The organism is Brevundimonas sp. (genome assembly GCF_035561115.1).
GTDB lineage: Bacteria > Pseudomonadota > Alphaproteobacteria > Caulobacterales > Caulobacteraceae > Brevundimonas.
This window is the reverse complement of the sequence record NZ_DATMYH010000067.1, coordinates 12,327-30,530: the sequence shown is the minus strand read 5'-3', so window position 1 is coordinate 30,530 and position 18,204 is coordinate 12,327. Positions and strand designations below refer to the sequence as shown.

Here is an 18,204-nt window from a genome sequence, read left to right as displayed (position 1 = left end):
TCCTTGCCCCGGAAGGCCCCGGCCGCTGTCAGGCCGCCGCTGGACTGCATGAACAGCAGCGGGGTGGCCTCGCCCAGATCGGCGCCCACACGGTCGACGTAGGCGCGCAGGATCGGCGACAGGTAGGCGTCGGCCACGGTGGTGTCGCCGCGTCCGATCAGCTTGATCAGGGCCCCGACCTCATGACTGACCGAGACCTGTTCGAAACCGACCTCGCGGGCGATCTCCGCCAGGCGCGTCTCATGGCCGGTGAAGCGCCAGCCATGCACCAGAACGATGGCGACGGCGCGCAAGCCCGCCGCATGCGCCGCGGCCAGGTCGGCGCGGGCCCGGTCCTCGTCCAGCGTCTGTTCGACCGTTCCATCGGCGCGGACGCGTTCGCCGATTTCGACGACCCGATCGTAGAGCTGTTCATTGAGGATGATGCGGCGGGCGAAGATGTCGGGGCGGCTCTGCCAGCCGATCCGCAACGCGTCGCCGAAGCCGCGGGTAATCGCCAGCAGCGTCGGTTCACCCTTGCGTTCCAGCAGGGCGTTGGTCGCCACCGTGGTGCCCATGCGGATGGCGTCGACGCGGCCCTCCGGCAACGGCCCCGGCGCGGCGCCCAGGATGCGGCGCACGCCCTCGACCGCGGCGTCCGCATATTGCTCCGGATTGTCGGACAGCAGCTTGCGGGTTTCCAGCCGGCCGTCCGGCGCACGGGCGACGATATCGGTGAAGGTGCCGCCGCGGTCGATCCAGAAGCGCCAGCCGTGGCGAGCGAAGATCGAGGGCGCGCTCATGGGGTCGCTCCGGCGGGCTGTCCCGGCAAGGGTTGGATTTATGCAGATAGCCGGTGCGACCGCTGTCCGTCCAACGACAACTTTCCTACCGGCGTGAGGCGCGAGGGCGGGCCCGCCGTCGACCTATTTCAGGACCGCCGGAAGCCAGAGCGACAGGGCGGGCACGAATGTGACAAGCATCAAAACCCCGGCGCAGGCCAGCCAGAACGGCCAGATGGTCTTCAGCGCCCGCGTCATCGGCACGCCCGCGATGGCGCTGCCGACGAAGAGCACGGACCCCACCGGCGGGGTGATCAGGCCGATGCCGCAGTTCAGCAGCAGGATGACGCCGAACTGGACGGGATCGACGCCGAAAGCCTTGGCCACCGGCAGGAAGATGGGCGTGCAGATGATGATCAGCGGCGCCATGTCCATGAAGGTGCCGAGGATCAGCAGGATGACGTTGATCAGCAGCAGGATCAGGATGGGGTTGTCGGTCAGGGTCTGCAGCAGGCTGACCATCATCACCGGCGCCTGCATATAGGCCATCAGCCAGCCGAAGGCGCCGGCGCAGCCGATGATGAACAGGACGGCTCCCGAGGTGCGCGCGGCCCCGAGGCAGGCGGCCTTGAAGGCGGACCAGCTCATGTGGCGATAGACCAGGCCCGTCACCACGGTCGCATAGACCACGGCGATCGAGGCGCTTTCCACCGCGGTGAATATGCCGGCCCGGATGCCGCCGAAAATGATGCCCACCAGAAGCAGGCCCGGCACGGCCGCGACCAGCCGGGTAGCCACGGCGCGCCAGCCCGGAAAGGCTTCGGCCGCGTATCCGCGCTTGCGGGCCACCACATAGGCGGTGACCATCAGGGTCGCGGCCAGCAGCAGGGCGGGAATGACGCCGGCCGCGAACAGATCCGAGATGGAAACGCCGCCCCCGGCCGAGGCCGAGTACAGGATCATGTTGTGAGACGGCGGCACCAGCAGCGCCACCAGCGCCGCTGAAATGGTGACATTGACCGCATAGTCGGAGTCATAGCCCCGCTTCTGCATCTGCGGGATCATGGTCCCGCCGATGGCCGAGACATCTGCGATGGCGCTGCCAGAGACGCCGCCAAACAGGGTCGAACCTACGACGGTGACCTGGCCCAGGCCCCCGCGCACATGGCCCACCATGGATGAGGCAAGGGCGATCATCCGGTCGGACAGCCCCCCCTTCATCATCAGCTCGCCGGTGAAGATAAACAGCGGGATGGCCAGCAGGGCCACTGACGTGATGTCGGACCCCATCTGCTGGAACACCACGATCGGGGGCAGGGCCAGATAGAGGACGGTGGCCAGGGTGGCGGCCAGAAGGGAGAAGGCGACCGGCACGCCGATCGCGAGCAGAACAGCCATCAGGCCGAAGAGGATGACGTATTCCATACTTCAGGCCTCGGCTTCGGAGGGGCTGTCGGAAGGCGCCGTCGGCGGCGTGTAGTCGCCGGTCAGCAGCCGCTCGATCGAGAACAGCAGGATCAGGGCCCCGCCCACGCACAGTCCGGCGAACTTCAGACCCGACGGCAGGGGCGCCCCGGCCATGGCGACGGACCAGTCATCCACCATCAACTGGCCCCCCAGTGTCATCAGTCCGGCGCCCGAGGCGGCGGCGATCACCCGCGACACCGATTTCATCAGCCACTGGCCGCGCGAGGGCATGGCGTGAAGCAGGGTCTCGAAGGCGAAATGGGTCTCGCGCCGCACCGCGACCGAAGCTCCGAACATGACGGCGAAGCTCATCAACAGCAGGGCCAGGGGTTCGGTCCAGCCTGGACTGTCGTTGAGCACATAGCGGGCGAAGACCTGCCAGGCCTGGATCAGGGCCATGAGCACCAGGGCGACGCCGGCGGCGGCCATGACGGCGCCGGTCAGGCCGTCCAGTGCGCGGACGATCCCTTTGCGGGGTTCAGACATGCAACGCCCTCCCTGAGCGCCGTTCGGTTGCGCGGCCGTTCAGGCGACCGCTGCGATACGTTCGTGGAGCGCGCGCAATCGCGGCTCGGCCAGATATTTGTCCAGCACCGGCTGGACAGTCGAAGCGAAGGCGGCCTTGTCGGCCTGTGTCACCTGCACCCCCGCGGCGATGACGGCGGCGCGGGCCTCGGCTTCCCGCCTGTCCCACTCAACGCGCATGATCTGGACCGAACGGCGAGCGACGTCGCGCACGAGTTCGCGGTCGGCTGGCGTCAGCCGGTCGAAGCTGGTCTTCGACATCAGCAGGGCGTCGGGCGAGAAGGAATGTTCCGTCTCGCTCCAGTAGCGGGCGACCTCGAACTGACGGCTGGACTGATAGCTGGGCCAGTTGTTCTCGGCCCCGTCGATCAGATGGGTCTGGAGCGAGGAGAAAACGGCTCCGAACGTCAGGGGGGTCGGGTTGGCGCCCATGGCCCGGATCGAGTCGAGGAAGATGTCGGACTGCGGCGCGCGCATCTTCAGACCGCGCATCTCGCCGGGTTCGGAAACCGGGTGGCGGACGTTGTAGAAGCTGCGCGGAGCGGCGTCGTAATAGGCAAGACCGACTAGGCCGCGGCCCTCGAACACATTCAGCAGTTCGGTGCCGATATCGCCGTCGACGACGGCGCGAACATGCGGCACCGAGCGGAAGACATAGGGCAGGGCCAGAAGTCGGGTCTCGGGGAAGGCGTTGTTCAGGGCGGCGACGGCCACGCGGCAGATGTCGATGGCCTGGAAGCGGGTCAGGCCGATCGAATCGTCCTCGGTGCCCAGTTGGCCGGCCGGGAACTGGGTGATCGCAAGCCGGCCGTCCGTCAGCCGCGACAGCTCCTCGCCCATCCATTTGACGGCGGTTACGGTCGGATAGTCGGCCGGATGTACGTCGACGGCGCGCAAGACAGTCCGACCGCCCGACGCCGGGCGCGGTCCGCACGCGGAGAGGCCCAGGGCGCCGGCGCCCAGCGTCAGACCCAGTGCGCGGCGTGTGAGGCTCATGAGACGGCTCCCGTCGCGGCGACGGCCCGGCAGGCGATCCGCCCGTCGGGGCCGAAATCGGCCACGGCGGACTGGCCGATGTGGATATCGTGCACTCCGGTCGCCGCACCTGTCGAGATCAGTTGCCCCGCCTCCAGCCGGCGGCCGCGTGCGTGAAGCAGGTTCAGCAGGAAGGCGAGCGAATCCAGGGGGCCGCCGGGAATGTCGCCCGCACCGCCCCTGCCGACCGGCTCACCGTCGATGGCGACCGTGCAGATCAGGTCCGGGAGGCGGTCGCGCCAGCCGGAGATTTCCTCGCCCAGAATCAGACCGGCGTTGTTGCCGAAGTCGGAGGCCGTAACGGCCGGGCCATGGTCATTGATGCCGGGGAACGGGCTGCCCGCGATCTCCACGCCCGTGAGCACCCGGCCGACCAGGGGCGCGACCGACTCCGCCGTCCAGTCGCCGCGGTCCGGCGCGGTTTCACCCAGGGCGACGACATACTCCGCCTCGACCGCCGCGAAGCCGCCGTCGATGACAGGGAAGCGGGTCGGCTCGGCGCCGGCCTGCCAGACATTGCGGGAAAAGATCGGACCGGCGAGCCGGCCCGCGCCATATTGCTGATCCAGCGGCGACCTGATCCGTCCCAGTTTCCAGCCCGCGATCCGGTCCGGCCAGGCGGCGATCGCCTCATCCTGGATGTCGTAGGCCTCGGCCAGGGTGGCCGGGACAGGACCGGGGTAGGGCGACAGGAAACGTCCGGCGCGGCGCGCCTCGACGAAGGCGCGCGCGGTCGGCGGCGGGTTGGTTTTGTCGTATGCGTGGCTCACGCCGCCTCCCGTTTGACGAAGACATTGCGCAGGAAGGAAACCGGTGTCAATTTGAATCCGGCGTTGCCCGTGCGGCGGCGCTATAGCTCAAGGTCGTGGCGACAGCGACCGTGCGACAGGATGGAAACATGACCCGGCTCCCCCGCCACTCTCGCCTTATCGCCTCTTTCGTCGCCCTGCTGGCGGCGCTGGTCCTCCCGTTCGGGACGGCAGGGGCGCAGGTCCCCGCGACAGATGGCGCGATGACGGCGGCCCTGCCCGCCTTCCCCGGAGCCCTCGGCTGGGCCGCGGCGACACCGGGCGGACGCGGCGGCCAGATCCTTCGCGTCACCAATCTGAACAGCGAAGGCCCGGGATCGCTGCGCGCGGCGATCGAGGCCGATGGCCCGCGCATCGTGGTGTTCGAGGTCGGGGGCGTCATCGACCTGGGCAGGAAGACGCTGAGGCTGCAGAACCCCTTCATCACCATCGCCGGCCAGACAGCCCCGTCCCCGGGCGTCACCCTGATCCGCGGCGGCATGGACATCACCGCCCACGATGTCGTCGTGCAGCACATCCGCATCCGCCCCGGCTCAGCCGGCGGCGAGTGGATGAGCGGCTGGGACGAGGACGGTATTTCCACAGTCGGCGCGTACAATGTCATCATCGACCACTGCAGCCTGACCTGGGCGACCGACGAGAATCTCTCGGCCTCGGGTCCGCGCTTTACGGGGTCGACGCCGGCCGAATGGCGGCAGGGCACCAGCCACGCCATCACCTTCTCGAACAATCTGAACGGCGAAAGCCTGGCCTATTCGACCCATTCCAAGGGCGAGCATTCCAAGGGCTCGCTGATCCACGACAACGTCACCGACCTCCTGATCGTCGGCAATCTGTACGCCCACAACTATGAGCGCTCCCCGCTGTTCAAGGGCGGGGTCCACGGGGTCATCGCCAACAATCTGATCTACGATCCGGGCCCGCGCGCCATCCACTACAACCTCGCGCCGGAGGAGTGGGGCAGCGTTCCGTTCGAGGTCGGGAAGATGACCGTGGTGGGCAATGTCCTGCGCGCCGGGCCGTCCACCCCGACTGACCGTCTGGCCTTCATGATGATCGGCGGGGCGGGCGATGTGGAATATTATGGCCGCGACAACATCGCGGTTGATCAGGTCGGAGAGCCGATCCGGATGTTCGGCCGCTACACCACCTCGCCCGCCCGAATCATCGAAATGCGTCGCCCGCCGGTGTGGTGGGATGGGCTGACTCCCATGCCCGCCCTGGACGTTCAGCGCGCGGTGTTGGCCAATGTCGGGGCCCGGCCGTGGGACCGGGACATGCGCGACGTGCTGCTGATCGCCGAGGTCGCCGAGGGCCGCGGGGAGATCATCGACCACGAGCGCGAGGTCGGCGGCTATCCGCCGGTGGTCGAGGCGACCCGCAGGCCGTTCAATCCCGACGACTGGGATCTGAGATTCATGACGCCCCTGCGCGACGATGTGCTGGACCGACCGGCGACCCGACGCGGAACCTGAGCCGCTGACAGAACCCGCATTGAGGGTTAGACACGGCCTGAACCATCGAAAGACGTCTGCGCGTGAGCGAACCGAAACGCCCCTCGGGCAAGCCCGCCACCATCAACGACATCGCCCGGCTGGCCGAAGTGTCGAAGAAGACCGTCTCGCGGGTCATCAACAACTCGCCCTTCGTCAAGGAGGATACCCGCAAACGGGTCGAGGCGGTGATCGCCGAACATGGCTACAGCCCCGATCCGCAGGCGCGCGGCCTTGCGTTCCGGCGCTCCTTCCTGGTCGGGATGATCTACGACAACCCCAGCCCGAACTATGTCGTCAACATGCAGCAGGGCGTGCTGGACGCTGTCCGGGGTTCGGGCCTCGAACTACTGGTCCACCCCTGCAACCGCGGATCAGAGACCTTTCTGAATGAGGTCCGCGCGTTCATCGTGCGGCAAAAGCTGTTTGGCGTGGTGATGCCGCCATCCGTGTCGGAAGACGACCGGGTGGTCGCTATCCTGCGCGAGGCCGACTGTCCTTATGTCCGCATCGCCTCGGTTTCGCTGGATGAACCGGCGCGCATGGTCGTGACGCATGACAGCCGCGGCGCGGCGCGGGCGGCGCGCCATCTCGCCGAACTCGGCCACCGCCGGATCGCCTTCATCTCGGGACCCGACAGTTTCCGTTCGTCGCACGAGCGGGGCCGGGGGTTCGCCGAGGGGCTGGCCGAACATGGCCTGACACTGGACCCGGCGTATGTGAGGCGCGGGGCCTATACCTTCGAATCCGGCGTCGAGGCGGCGACGGAATTGCTGGCCCTGCCGCAGCGGCCGACGGCCATCTTCGCGGGCAACGACGAAATGGCCATCGGGGTCATGAAGGCCGCTCGGGACGCCGGACTGAAGGTGCCGGAAGACCTCTCCATTGTCGGTTTTGACGACCTGCCCATGGCCTCGCGGGTCTGGCCCAACCTGACGACCGTGCGCCTGCCGATCCGGGACATGGGCCGGATGGCGGCCGAGAAGCTGACGGCCCGAAGCCGCGGACTGGATCCGGCGACCCTGATCCAGCCCGAAGTCGATCCCTCGCTGGTCGTGCGGGATTCGACGGCGGCGCCGGGGCGGTAGGAGCGGCCTGTCTTCCGCGGCGTTGTCATTCGGATGGCGCGGCCGGCGGACGCACGACGGCGGCCTCGTAGACGACCAGCTCGCCGCCACTGCCTTCGAGCCGTATTTTCGGGTCGCCGGCCCTGTCGGGCAAGTCCAGCTCGCGCCAGTGGAATCCGTCCGCGGACTCCGGCCCCCAGACCACTTCGCCGATGACGTCGCTGTCCACGGAAACGCGGCAACGTTGTCCCGCATCGCCTCCCCAATAGACGAGGCGCAATCTCGCGGGCCCGCTGCTGCGCGACAGGCGGGCCTCCACAAAGCCGTTCTCCCGGATGCGGCGGCCGCTCCGGCCGTTCAGCTGGATGATCTCGGCGCGATCGGCCGACACGTTGTGATCGACCTCGGGCTGCTGCTCGCCGAAGAAGACGGTGTCCACGGTGCGTCGGGCCAGATCGACCCGACGCGCCTCCCGTTGCAGATAGCTGGCCCGCTCCGCCTCCCACCGCGCGGGGGTGAAGACCGGCATGTAGACGGCGGTGCGGCGGTCATGGAGCGGGAAGAACGGAGCCAGTCCCGTTCCCGTGGCCCCGGCCGAGCGGACAAGGAAGTGATGAGGTCGGCCAGCCTCGGCCTGAAGCAGGCCGGTCGGATTCCCTTGCGTCACCAGCGCCGGCGCGAACGCCTCGAACGGTTGATCCGCGGGCCCCAGGTCGGCGGCGAGCACCAGGGGGCCGCTGAGGTAGGCGCCGAGGTTTGGATCGTCCGGCGTCGGCTCGAACCTCAACGGCAGATCCAGCGCCAGTTCGATCCGGTCCCCGTCCGCCCAGCGCCTCTGAAGCCTCGCGTAGCCCTCCTCCCGATCGACCGCGACGGCGCGTCCGTTGAGCGTCAGTTCGGCGGCCGTCGCCCATGCCGGCAACCTGAGAGCCAGCTCAATGGGCCCGGACGGCGCCTTCGTCACCGTAAGGCTGACGAGGCCGTCGGCCGGATAGGCCGTGTCCAGATCAAGCTGAAGGCCCTCGTCCGGCAGCGACAGCGTCGAGGGAATGAAGAGATTGACGAAAAGGGTCTGCCGGCTGCGCCAGTAGATGGAGTCCGCATGTTTGGCATGGCTCTCCATTCCGGATCCGACACAGCACCAGAAGCTGTCCTCGGCCGTCGAATAGCTGCGCCGCACGCCGGCGGACAGGGGCATGAAATAGACGAAACGGCCGTCGGCCGGCCGCTGGTGGGCCATGATGTGATTGAGCAGCGCCCGTTCGTAGTAGTCGAACAGCGCCGCTTCCGGTTTCCAGCCGTAGAGATGGCGGGTCAGCTTGAGCATGTTGTAGGTGTTGCACGCCTCGCAGGTGGTCTCGGACACATGGCGAGAGATCATGTCCGGCGGCGTGAAATGCTCCCGATCGGAGTTGCCCCCGATGACATAGCTGTGCCGTCGCACCACCGTCTCGTGGAAGAAGCGGGCCGTCCGGGCCTCGGCCTCATCCCCCGTGAGCTCATGAAGGCGCGCCAGCCCCAGAACCTTCGGAATCTGGGTGTTGGCGTGCAGACCCGCGAGTTCGTCCCGGCCCTCCGCCAGGGGATCGAGGACCGCGCGATGACGCAGCCGCCCGGCGACGTCCAGCCAGCGCCGGTTTCCGGTCAGTGCGTAGTTCCCGGCGAAGGCGTCGTTGAGGCCGCCATGCTCGGCGATCAGGACCTGCTGAACCTGATCGTCGGTGAGGACGTCGAGGATGCCGGCGAGGTACTCCGCCATGCGCGTGGCGGTCTCGAGCGCTCCGGGGACGCCGGCGCGCGAATGGGCGTCGAGGAGGCCGGCGTGCACCTTGTGCCAGACGTAGAGCGGCACCCAGCCGCCGTTCAGGGTGAAGGGGTTGACCTCTATGTCACCCCTTCGAAGCCGCTCGTACACTTGTTTGCCATCGACCGCGTCGGTCTGTCCCCAGAGCGTCGCTCCGCCGATATAGCCGTCGCCGTGGGCGGCCTGGATGCGGGCGAGTTCAGTCACGGTATAGCGCAGCCGTTCCCTCAGCGTCGCGTCGCCGGTGTTCTCCACCAGCAGGGCGCACGCGGTCAGATAGTGGCCGAGCGTATGGCCGGCGATGCTTTGACTCTCCCAGCCGCCGTATTTCGACGCCTTGGGTTCCAGGCCCGCCGCCTTGTGGAAATTGTGCAGCAGGCGGTCTGGCGACAGCGACGCCAGCCAGGCCTGGTTGGCTGCCTGGGCCTCCGCGAAGATCGACGGCTTCAGGGTCACGAACCGGGAGGACAGGGCGGTCGCCCGTTCGCCCGATCCGGCCGCCGCCGGCGGGAGCGAGGCGAGCAGGGCCGCCCCGGCCGCCGAGCACAGGATCTGGCGGCGGTCGTATCCTGGCATCGCGATCAGCTCCGACGCCGCGATCCGGCGCAGCTCCCTGAAAATGGTAGCGCTAACCGACGTGAGGCGGAAGCGGGGGCGCCGCCGGATGCTCCTTCGTTGCAGACGCCCGGACGCCTTGCTCCCGGTCATGACACCGGTTACCTAGACGGCGCGCTTCGAGCCGGACAAGGTGACCTCATGTACTGCAAGACCTATCACGCCACCCACCCGGACATGATGGACGGGGTCACCAACGACCAGCTGCGCGAGCGCTATCTGATCGACGGCCTGTTCGAGGGGGGTCGCATCCGCCTGAACTACACCCACTACGAGCGCTTCGTGATCGGCGGCGTCGAGCCGGAAGCGGCGACGGTGAGGCTGCCCGACCAGACCGAACCGGCCTCGGCGGCCGGCCATCCATTCCTGGAGCGGCGCGAGCTGGGCGTGGTCAACGTCGGCGGCGCGACCGGCACGGTCACCGTGGACGGACAGACCTATACGCTGGAGGCGAACGACGGCCTGTACGTCGCCATGGGCTCGAAGGACGTGACCTTCTCCGGCGACACCCGCTTCTACCTGGCCTCGACGCCCGCCCACGTCCGCTACGAGACCAAACACATCTCGCTGAGCCAGGCCGTGCCGCTGGAGCGGGGCGCGCTGGAGACGTCGAACGAGCGGACGATCTATCAGTATATCGTCCCGGCCACCTGCCAGTCGTGCCAACTGCTGCTGGGCCTGACGATCCTGAAGACCGGCAGCGTCTGGAACACCATGCCCCCGCACCTGCATGACCGGCGGTCGGAGGTCTATTTCTACTTCGGCCTGTCCGACAACGACCGGGTGTTCCACTTCATGGGCGAGCCCGACGCCCAGCGGCACATCGTGGTCGCCGACGGCGAGGCCGTGGTGTCGCCTCCGTGGTCGATCCACATGGGCTCGGGCACCTCGAACTACACCTTCATCTGGGCCATGGGCGGCGAGAACCTGGACTATACGGACATGACCATCCTCGACATCTGTCAGCTGAAATGAGCGGCTTCGACCTCAGCGGCCGCACGGCCCTCGTCACCGGCGCCAACACCGGACTGGGCCAGGCCATCGCGGTCGGTCTGGCCGAAGCGGGAGCCGACATCGTCGCCGTCGGCCGTTCGGCGCCGACCGAAACCGAGGCGCTGGTCACGGGTCTGGGCCGGGCCTTCAGGGCCGTCTCCGCCGACCTCGGCTCCATCGCTCCGATCGCCAATGTGGTCGCCCAGGCGGGGCCTGTCGACATCCTCGTCAACAACGCCGGCATTATCCGCCGCGCCGACAGTCTCGACTTCACCGAGGAAGACTGGGACGCGGTGATCGACACCAATCTGAAGACCGCCTTCTTCCTCAGCCAGGCTGTGGCCCGGACATGGGTCGCCGGCGGCCGGGGCGGCAAGATCATCAACATCTGTTCGATGCTGTCCTTCCAGGGCGGCATCCGGGTGCCGTCCTACACCGCCTCCAAGAGCGGACTGGCCGGACTGACGCGCCTGCTGGCCTGCGAGTGGGCGGCGAGGGGCATCAACGTCAACGGCATCGCGCCGGGCTATTTCGAGACCAGTAACACCGAGGCCCTGCGAGCGGACGAAACGCGCAACCGCGACATCCTCGCCCGCATCCCCGCCGGGCACTGGGGCAAGCCCTCGGATCTGGTGGGCGCGGCGGTTTTCCTGTCGTCGGACGCGGCCAGCTATGTCCACGGCACGGTGCTGGCGGTCGACGGGGGCTGGCTGGCCCGCTAGCGGCCGGCCGATGTACGTCCATTTCTGACGCAGGCGCATGCTTCTTCATTGTCCGCGTCCTCGGGCCGGTCTTTGACACGTCCATCGTGCGGTTCGGGGCCGAGTCCAAATTGTCCGCTAAAACTGCGGAAGCGGACTCTCCTGAGGAGTCCGATGAGTCCGCGAAATTCCGGAACACGGTCACATCCGGATCCGGCCCGACGCTCGGGCGATCCAGCCCTCGCCCCGGCCTCCAGGAAAGGCGGCGGGGCCTGTCGTGAGCACCTGCTCCGGGACCGGGGTGTGCTTCCAAAGTCACGCAGACCGGCGTTACGGCCGCGCTTGCCGTCTTGGAGAACAGAAGCGGGGTTGCGAAAACGCGGATCATAGGGTTAGGCTTCGATTGATACCGGTGTCAGAACTATTCCATTCAGATATGACACCGGTGTCAAACGGGACGGCCAATGATGTCGAACCGCAAGAATCGATAGACCGGGGTCACCTCGGCGTTCTGTATGCCCAATTGGGAGGAGGCATATGATGCAAGCCATTGAGCCGGGGATGACCCGTGCATTTCGCCGTATTCTGTTCACGGGAGCGTCCGGACTGGCCGTGGCCCTGTCGCTGGGAATAGGGGGCGCCGCCGCGCAGGATGCGCCGCCTCCCGGCCAGGACGACGCGACCGAGATTGACGAGGTGGTCGTCACCGGCTTCCGGAGCAGCCTTGCTCAAGCCTTGAACGTCAAACGTCGCGAGGCCGGCGCCGTGGATGTCATTATGGCCGAGGACATCGCCGACTTCCCGGACCAGAACCTGGCCGAGTCGATCCAGCGCATTCCCGGGGTAGCCATCACTCGCGACGCAGGCGAGGGGCGGAATATCTCGGTCCGCGGTCTCGGTCCCGACTTCACTCGCATCCGCATCAACGGCATGGAAGCCTTGGGCACCACCGGCGGCACCGACAGCTCCGGCGGCACCAATCGGGGCCGCGGCTTCGACTTCAATGTCTTCGCTTCTGATCTCTTCAACAACATCACGGTGCGCAAGACCGCCTCGGCCGACGCCGAGGAGGGGTCGCTGGGCGCCACGGTCGACCTGCAGGTCGCGCGGCCGTTCGACTATCCAGGCTTCACAATGGCCGCTTCGGGCCAGATGGGCTGGAACGACCTTGCCCAGAACGGCGACCCCCGCGCCGCCTTTCTGATCTCCAATACCTGGGCGGACGGGACCTTCGGGGCCCTGCTGTCGGTGGCCTATTCAAGCCGCGCGGCGTTGGAGGAAGGCCATAGCACCGTCCGCTGGCAGGGCGGGAACGTCGGTTCCGGGCCCGGAGCTGTCAATGCCTTCACCCCGCGCCTGCCGCGATATGGCATTCTTGAACATGACCAGGAACGTCTGGGCGTCACTGCCGCCCTGCAGTGGCGGCCGAGCGACCGCACCGAGATCAGCTTCGACTTGCTGTACGCGGACTTCAGCGCGACGCGGTTCGAGCATTTCCTTCAGGCCCCGGATTTCAGCGCCGGGGGGGCAGGCGGCCGGGCCGGCATCGTTGTGGTCGACTCCGAAGTCGATGCAAACGGCAACCTCATCTATGGCGTGTTCGACAACGTCGATGTGCGTTCGGAATCCCGCTTCGACGAGTTGCAGACCGAATTCACCCAGCTGACCTTGAACCTGTCGCATGAGTTTTCGGACACGCTGCGTATCAGCGGCTTCCTGGGCTCCTCCACCTCGGAGCACGACAACCCGATCCAGACTACCCTGCTGTTCGATCACGCCAACTCGGACGGCTACACCTACGACTACCGTGATAACGCCAACCTGCCGATGATCAGCTACGGCTTTGACGTTGAGGATCCAGCCAGCTGGAGGCTAAGCCAGATCCGGCTTCGGCCGCAGACAGCGGACAACACCTATGAGACCGCCCAGCTCAACGGCGGGTGGGACGTAACCGACAGCATCACCTTGCGCGGCGGGCTGTTCCTCAAGAAATACACCTTCGAAACCACCGAACTGCGCCGAGATCCGGCGTCCTGCGGTCTGGCCCCGACGGGCAATGCCGAAGGCTGTATCCCGGCGGCCATCGCAGGCACGCCGATCTCGGACTATAGCCGTCTGGTCAGCTTCGCCGACCAGTGGGACATCCCCGCCGGATCGGCGCTGCGCTGGTTGGTACCGGACTACGCCGCCGCTGACGCCTTGTTCAATTTCAGCGGCTTCCCGATGAGCTTCATCCCCTCACGCGGCAACAACCGGTCGGTGGAGGAGGAGAGCCAAGGCGCCTACGTCCAAGCCGATTTCGACACCCTGGTCGGCCAGATGCCCGTGCGCGGCAACATCGGCCTTCGCTATATCGAGACCGACCAATCCTCGACCGGCTATACGCTGTCCGCCGGGGCCCCGGTTTTCACTGAGGCGAACCGCAGCTACGACGATCTGCTGCCGTCCATGAACCTGGTGGTCGAACCGATCGAGAATCTCCTGATCCGGGTCGGGGCGGCCAAGGTCATGACGCGGCCGGGCCTCGGGTCGCTGACCCCCGGCGGCACGGTATCGGTTTCGGGCAACAATCGGACGGTCAACTCGGGCAACCCCTTGCTCGACCCGACCAGGGCGACAACCTACGACGTGGCCGTCGAGTGGTATTTCGCGCCGGAGTCCATTGTGTCGCTGGCCCTGTTCCGGAAAGAGATCAGCAGCTTCGTCGCCAATGACACGGTGACCCAGCCTTTCACCGGCAACTCCCTGGGGCTGCCGGACAGCGTGGCCGTCGCGGCCTGCGGCGCCACCCCGGGCTGCTCCCCGGGGGCCGACTGGGTATTCAATCAGCCCGTCAACACCGACGGCGGCGACCTCGATGGATTCGAGATCAGCTATCAGCAGCCCCTGATCTTCCTTCCAGGCATTCTGAGCAATCTTGGCGTGCTGGCGAACTACACCTATGTGGACTCCCAGATCGAGTATCCGAACGGCACCACCAACACCCTGACCAACTTGTCCAAGCGGGCCTACAACGCCACCCTCTATTACGAGGATGACCGGTTCAGCGCGCGGGTTTCCGGAACCTATCGCGACGGCTACCTGACCCAGGTCCCCGGCCGCAATGGCAACGCGATCGAGGGGGTGGTCGATACTTTCAACATCGACGCAGCGGCCTCCTATCAGGTCAACGACCAGCTTTCGCTGACCATCGAGGGAATCAACCTGACTGACGAGGTTCCGACGCAGTACGTCGGCATCCACAATCTGGTTTCGGTTCACCACCACACCGGGCGTCAATTCTTCGCTGGCTTCCGATACAGCTTCTAGATCACCTTCTCCTGAACGTGCCTTGAGGGCCGGCGGCGCGGGTCGCCGGTCCTCTCTTTCTTTCATTTCAACGCCGCCGGGACACGCGTACAGGATTCACGGATGTCTTCCCTCCTGAACCTCCGTTCACCCGAAGATTGCCGCTGGGATATGGTCGCCCTGGGCGAGGTCATGCTGCGGTTCGACCCCGGCGAACGGCGGGTGCGCAATGCGCGTTCCTTCGACGTCTGGGAGGGCGGCGGCGAATACAATGTGGCGCGGGCCATCGCCAGGACCTTCGGCCTGCGTAGCGCCGTCGTCACGGCCTTGCCCGACAACGACCTCGGCTGGCTCGCTGACGAGATGATCGCCCAAGGCGGGGTGGACCGCAGCCATGTCATGTGGCGCGAAGCCGACGGTATAGGGCGCAACACGCGGCTGGGCCTCAACTTCACTGAACGCGGTTTCGGCGTCCGCCCCGCGCGGGGCCTGTCGGACCGGGCCAATTCGGCGGCCAGCCAGATGCGGCCCGGCGAGGTCGACTGGGACCGGCTGTTCGGCGAAGAAGGCGTGCGCTGGTTCCACACCGGGGGCATCTTTGCGGCCCTGTCCACGTCAACCGCCGAGGTCGCCATGGAGGCGGTGGAGGCGGCGCGGCGGCACGGGACGGTGGTGTCCTATGATCTCAACTATCGCGCCAGCCTGTGGGCCAGCCACCCGGATCCGGATGCCGCGCGCCGGGTGAACCGTGGCATCGCAGGCGCCGTCGACGTGATGATCGGCGATGGCCACGGGTTCGAAACCTGCCTCGGCGTCGATCTCGGAAAGCCGACGACCGGCGACGGGTCCGGCCTGGGGGCCTTCGCGTTCGCCGCCGCCGCCGAGGCCTTCTGTGGCCTCTTTCCCCGGACGAAGGTCGTGGCCGCCACCCTGCGGCGCCCGACGACGGCCAGCCGAAACGACTGGTCCGCGGCCGCCTGGAGCGCCGGTGAGCTGCAGACCGCGCCGGTCTGGACCGATCTCGAAATCATGGACCGGGTCGGAGGCGGGGACAGCTTCGTCTCCGGTCTGGCGTGGGCGCTGATGAACGACCTCTCCGTCGAGGAGGCCGTCGGATGGGGAGCCGCTCACGGCGCCCTGGCCATGACGACCCCCGGCGACGCCTCGATGGTCTCGCGTCAGGAGATCGCGGCCCTGTTGGCCGGCGGCGACGGCCGATCGATCCGTTGAGCGCGTGTTGACGCGCCGCGAAACCCTGGGTGCGTTGGCTGCTGCTGCGACGCTGCAGGCCCAACCGGCCCGCGCCCGCGTTTCGTCGCCCGTCGCCCGAACCGCCCACGGCCCGATCATCGGATCGCGGGACGGCGGAATACTCAGCTTCAAGGGTGTTCGCTACGGCGCCGACACCCGTCCGACCGGGTTCCAGCCTCCGCGCCCGCCGTCGCCATGGACGCGCCCGGCGGAGGCGCTGACCTATGGCGCCGCCAGTCCCCAGTCGGGCAGTGAGTCGAACCAGTCCGAGGACTGTCTGTTTCTGAATGTCTGGACGCCGGGGCTCGACGCCGGACGGCGCCCGGTGATGGTCTATATCCACGGCGGCGGCTACGGGACCGGATCGGGGTCGTCGCCGCTGTATGATGGAACGCGGCTGGCGGCGCGCGGCGATGTGGTCGTGGTCACCCTGAACCACCGACTCAACCTGTTCGGTTACGCCTATCTGGCCCGGCTGGAGGCGAGCCTTCCCCATTCGGGGAACGCCGGCCAGCACGACCTGATCCTCGCCCTGGGCTGGGTGCGGGACAATATCACGGCCTTCGGCGGCGATCCGGACCGGGTCATGCTGTTCGGCCAGTCTGGCGGAGGCGCCAAGATCGCCACCCTGATGGCCACCCCTTCAGCCGCCGGCCTGTTCCACCGGGTGGCGACCATGAGCGGTCAGCAGGTCACGGCCTCAGGCCCGTTGAACGCCGGGCGGCGGACTCGAGCGTGGCTGGATGCGTTGGGCGTCGCGCCGGACCGGGTCCGCGATCTGCTCCAGATGCCGGCGGATGCGTTGCTGGAGGCGGCCAGGACCACGGACCCCGTGCTCGGCTATGGGGGCCTGTATTTTGGCCCGGTGGTGGATCAGCAAAGCCTGTTCCGCCACCCCTTCTATCCGGACGCGCCGGCCCAGTCGGCGGGTATCCCCATGATCATCGGCAACACTCGCGACGAGACCTTGGCGTTTCTGGGCGGCGATCCGGCCAACGCCGGACTGACCTGGGAAACCCTGCCGGCGCGGATGTCGCCAGAGGTGATGCGGATCGACGTCGCTCCCGAAACCGTCATCGCCGAATACCGGCGGCTGTATCCGGACTGGTCTCCGGACCAGGTGCTGATCGGCGCTTCCACGGCGGGCCGTTCATGGCGCGCCGCGGTCATCGAAGCCGAGGCCCGTGCGGTTCAGGGCGCCCCCGCCTGGGTCTATCAGATGGACTTTCCCGGAACCCTGGACAACGGCCGCTCCGGCGCATTTCACACGGTGGACATCCCCCTGGCGTTCGACAATGTGGCCGCCGCCGGATCGCGTGTCGCAGGCCCTGGAGCCCAGGAGGTCGCCGCCCGTCTGAGCGACGCCTTCATTGCCTTCGCGCGCTCGGCCGACCCGAACCATGCCGGACTTCCTGCCTGGCCCCCCTATGGGCTCGTAGACCGCGAGACCATGGTGTTCGACGTCGTCGCCCGCCTTGAGAAAGATCCGCGCGAAGCCGAACGCCGCTTCTTCGCGCGGACGCCCTATGTCCAGCCGGGGACCTGAGACCCGGCCAAGGCAACCCGCCTCGGCGCGCAGCGTTGACCGCGCATGGCGGAAACAACCGGACTGACCCACGGCCCCATACCTGGTTCCGCGGTTCACCTTTGCGTGGACATGCAGCGACTGTTCGCTGAGGAGACCGAGTGGCGGACTCCATGGATCCGTCGTGTCCTGCCCCAGGTTGTGCGGCTGTGCGAACATGGACCGGAACGGACCTGCTTCACCCGCTTCGTCCCTCCGGCGCGACCGGGGGAGGGGACTGGAACCTGGCGCAGGTATTATGAGCGCTGGTCGTCGATGACGCTGGAGGCCCTGGGCCCCGGACTGATCGATCTGGTCCCGGAACTGGCGCTGTTCGCGCCCCCGGCCCTGGTCTTCGACAAGCGGGTATACTCGCCGTGGTTCAACGGCGCCCTGCATGAGTTGCTTCGGGAGCGTGGGGTCGACACCCTGGTCGTCAGCGGGGGCGAAACGGACGTGTGCGTCCTGGCGACCGTCCTCGGCGCGGTGGACCTCGGCTACCGGGTCGTCATCGCCGTGGACGCCCTTTGCAGTTCCTCGGACGAAACACACGACGCCACTGTCAGCCTCTATCATGACCGATACGGCCAGCAGATCGAAACCGCCCTTTGCGACGAGATCCTCGACGGGTGGGCCATTCGCGCAGGCTGAGCATGCTGCATCTGCGAGAAAAATGGACGCCGGCGCCCGAAAAGCCCGGCGCCGGGGCCGGCCGACCCGGAAGCAACATGCCGAGATCGCAGTCATTTTTCCACATCCGGCAAAAATATTGCGCCAAACGTCGTTCGCCCCTTGTCTATTTCGCAAATGCGGTAAACATTTCGCATATGC

14 protein-coding genes are annotated in these 18,204 nt (G+C 67.2%); 8 read left to right on the top strand and 6 right to left on the bottom strand.

Features of this window, described 5'->3' with window-relative positions; genetic code table 11:
- The 5 genes from VN378_RS08825 to VN378_RS08805 form a co-directional block, all read right to left on the bottom strand.
- On the bottom strand, window positions 1-782 hold a 782-nt coding region (locus VN378_RS08825; RefSeq protein WP_325742973.1), incomplete at its 3' end, for a hydantoinase/oxoprolinase N-terminal domain-containing protein.
- 123 nt (window positions 783-905) lie between these two features.
- A complete protein-coding gene (locus VN378_RS08820; protein WP_325742971.1) occupies window positions 906-2,186 on the bottom strand; it encodes a TRAP transporter large permease in 1,281 nt (426 codons plus the stop codon).
- Window positions 2,187-2,189: 3 nt separating this feature from the next.
- On the bottom strand, window positions 2,190-2,714 hold the full coding sequence (locus tag VN378_RS08815) for a TRAP transporter small permease (protein ID WP_325742969.1): 525 nt from the start codon (window positions 2,712-2,714) through the stop codon (window positions 2,190-2,192).
- A 39-nt stretch (window positions 2,715-2,753) separates the two neighbouring features.
- Window positions 2,754-3,749 (bottom strand): TRAP transporter substrate-binding protein, encoded by a 996-nt coding sequence (locus tag VN378_RS08810; protein ID WP_325742967.1) that lies wholly within the window; start codon window positions 3,747-3,749, stop codon window positions 2,754-2,756.
- On the bottom strand, window positions 3,746-4,558 hold the full coding sequence (locus VN378_RS08805; RefSeq protein ID WP_325742965.1) for a 2-keto-4-pentenoate hydratase: 813 nt from the start codon (window positions 4,556-4,558) through the stop codon (window positions 3,746-3,748). Before VN378_RS08805 ends, VN378_RS08810 begins: the two co-directional genes overlap by 4 nt.
- 128 nt (window positions 4,559-4,686) lie before the next feature.
- Between VN378_RS08805 and VN378_RS08800 the strand changes: the two genes are divergently transcribed.
- Together VN378_RS08800 and VN378_RS08795 are read left to right on the top strand one after the other, a co-directional pair.
- Window positions 4,687-6,072, top strand: coding sequence for a pectate lyase (locus tag VN378_RS08800; protein ID WP_325742963.1), 1,386 nt, complete (start codon window positions 4,687-4,689; stop codon window positions 6,070-6,072).
- A gap of 62 nt (window positions 6,073-6,134) precedes the next feature.
- Complete coding sequence (locus tag VN378_RS08795) at window positions 6,135-7,178, top strand: LacI family DNA-binding transcriptional regulator (protein ID WP_325742961.1); 1,044 nt, start codon at window positions 6,135-6,137, stop codon at window positions 7,176-7,178.
- 25 nt (window positions 7,179-7,203) lie between these two features.
- Here the strand turns inward: VN378_RS08795 and VN378_RS08790 are convergent, their stop codons facing one another.
- Window positions 7,204-9,537, bottom strand: a complete 2,334-nt coding sequence (locus tag VN378_RS08790; protein ID WP_325742959.1) for a glycoside hydrolase family 127 protein — start codon at window positions 9,535-9,537, stop codon at window positions 7,204-7,206.
- Window positions 9,538-9,717: 180 nt separating this feature from the next.
- Here VN378_RS08790 and kduI point away from each other — a divergent pair, with 180 nt between their 5' ends.
- From kduI to VN378_RS08760, 6 genes are all read left to right on the top strand, one after another.
- Window positions 9,718-10,551 (top strand): 5-dehydro-4-deoxy-D-glucuronate isomerase, encoded by an 834-nt coding sequence (gene kduI / locus VN378_RS08785; RefSeq protein ID WP_325742957.1) that lies wholly within the window; start codon window positions 9,718-9,720, stop codon window positions 10,549-10,551.
- Entirely contained in the window at window positions 10,548-11,291 is a 744-nt protein-coding gene (kduD, locus tag VN378_RS08780) for a 2-dehydro-3-deoxy-D-gluconate 5-dehydrogenase KduD (protein ID WP_325742955.1), read from the top strand. Before kduI ends, kduD begins: the two co-directional genes overlap by 4 nt.
- A gap of 540 nt (window positions 11,292-11,831) precedes the next feature.
- Entirely contained in the window at window positions 11,832-14,579 is a 2,748-nt protein-coding gene (locus tag VN378_RS08775) for a TonB-dependent receptor (protein ID WP_325742953.1), read from the top strand.
- 102 nt (window positions 14,580-14,681) lie between these two features.
- Window positions 14,682-15,788: a sugar kinase gene (locus VN378_RS08770; protein WP_325742951.1), complete on the top strand. Its 1,107-nt coding sequence runs from the start codon at window positions 14,682-14,684 to the stop codon at window positions 15,786-15,788.
- Window positions 15,789-15,792: 4 nt separating this feature from the next.
- Window positions 15,793-17,355, top strand: coding sequence for a carboxylesterase/lipase family protein (locus VN378_RS08765; protein ID WP_414642230.1), 1,563 nt, complete (start codon window positions 15,793-15,795; stop codon window positions 17,353-17,355).
- Between the two features lie 45 nt (window positions 17,356-17,400).
- On the top strand, window positions 17,401-18,024 hold the full coding sequence (locus VN378_RS08760; RefSeq protein ID WP_325742947.1) for a cysteine hydrolase: 624 nt from the start codon (window positions 17,401-17,403) through the stop codon (window positions 18,022-18,024).
- Window positions 18,025-18,204 lie beyond the last annotated feature (180 nt).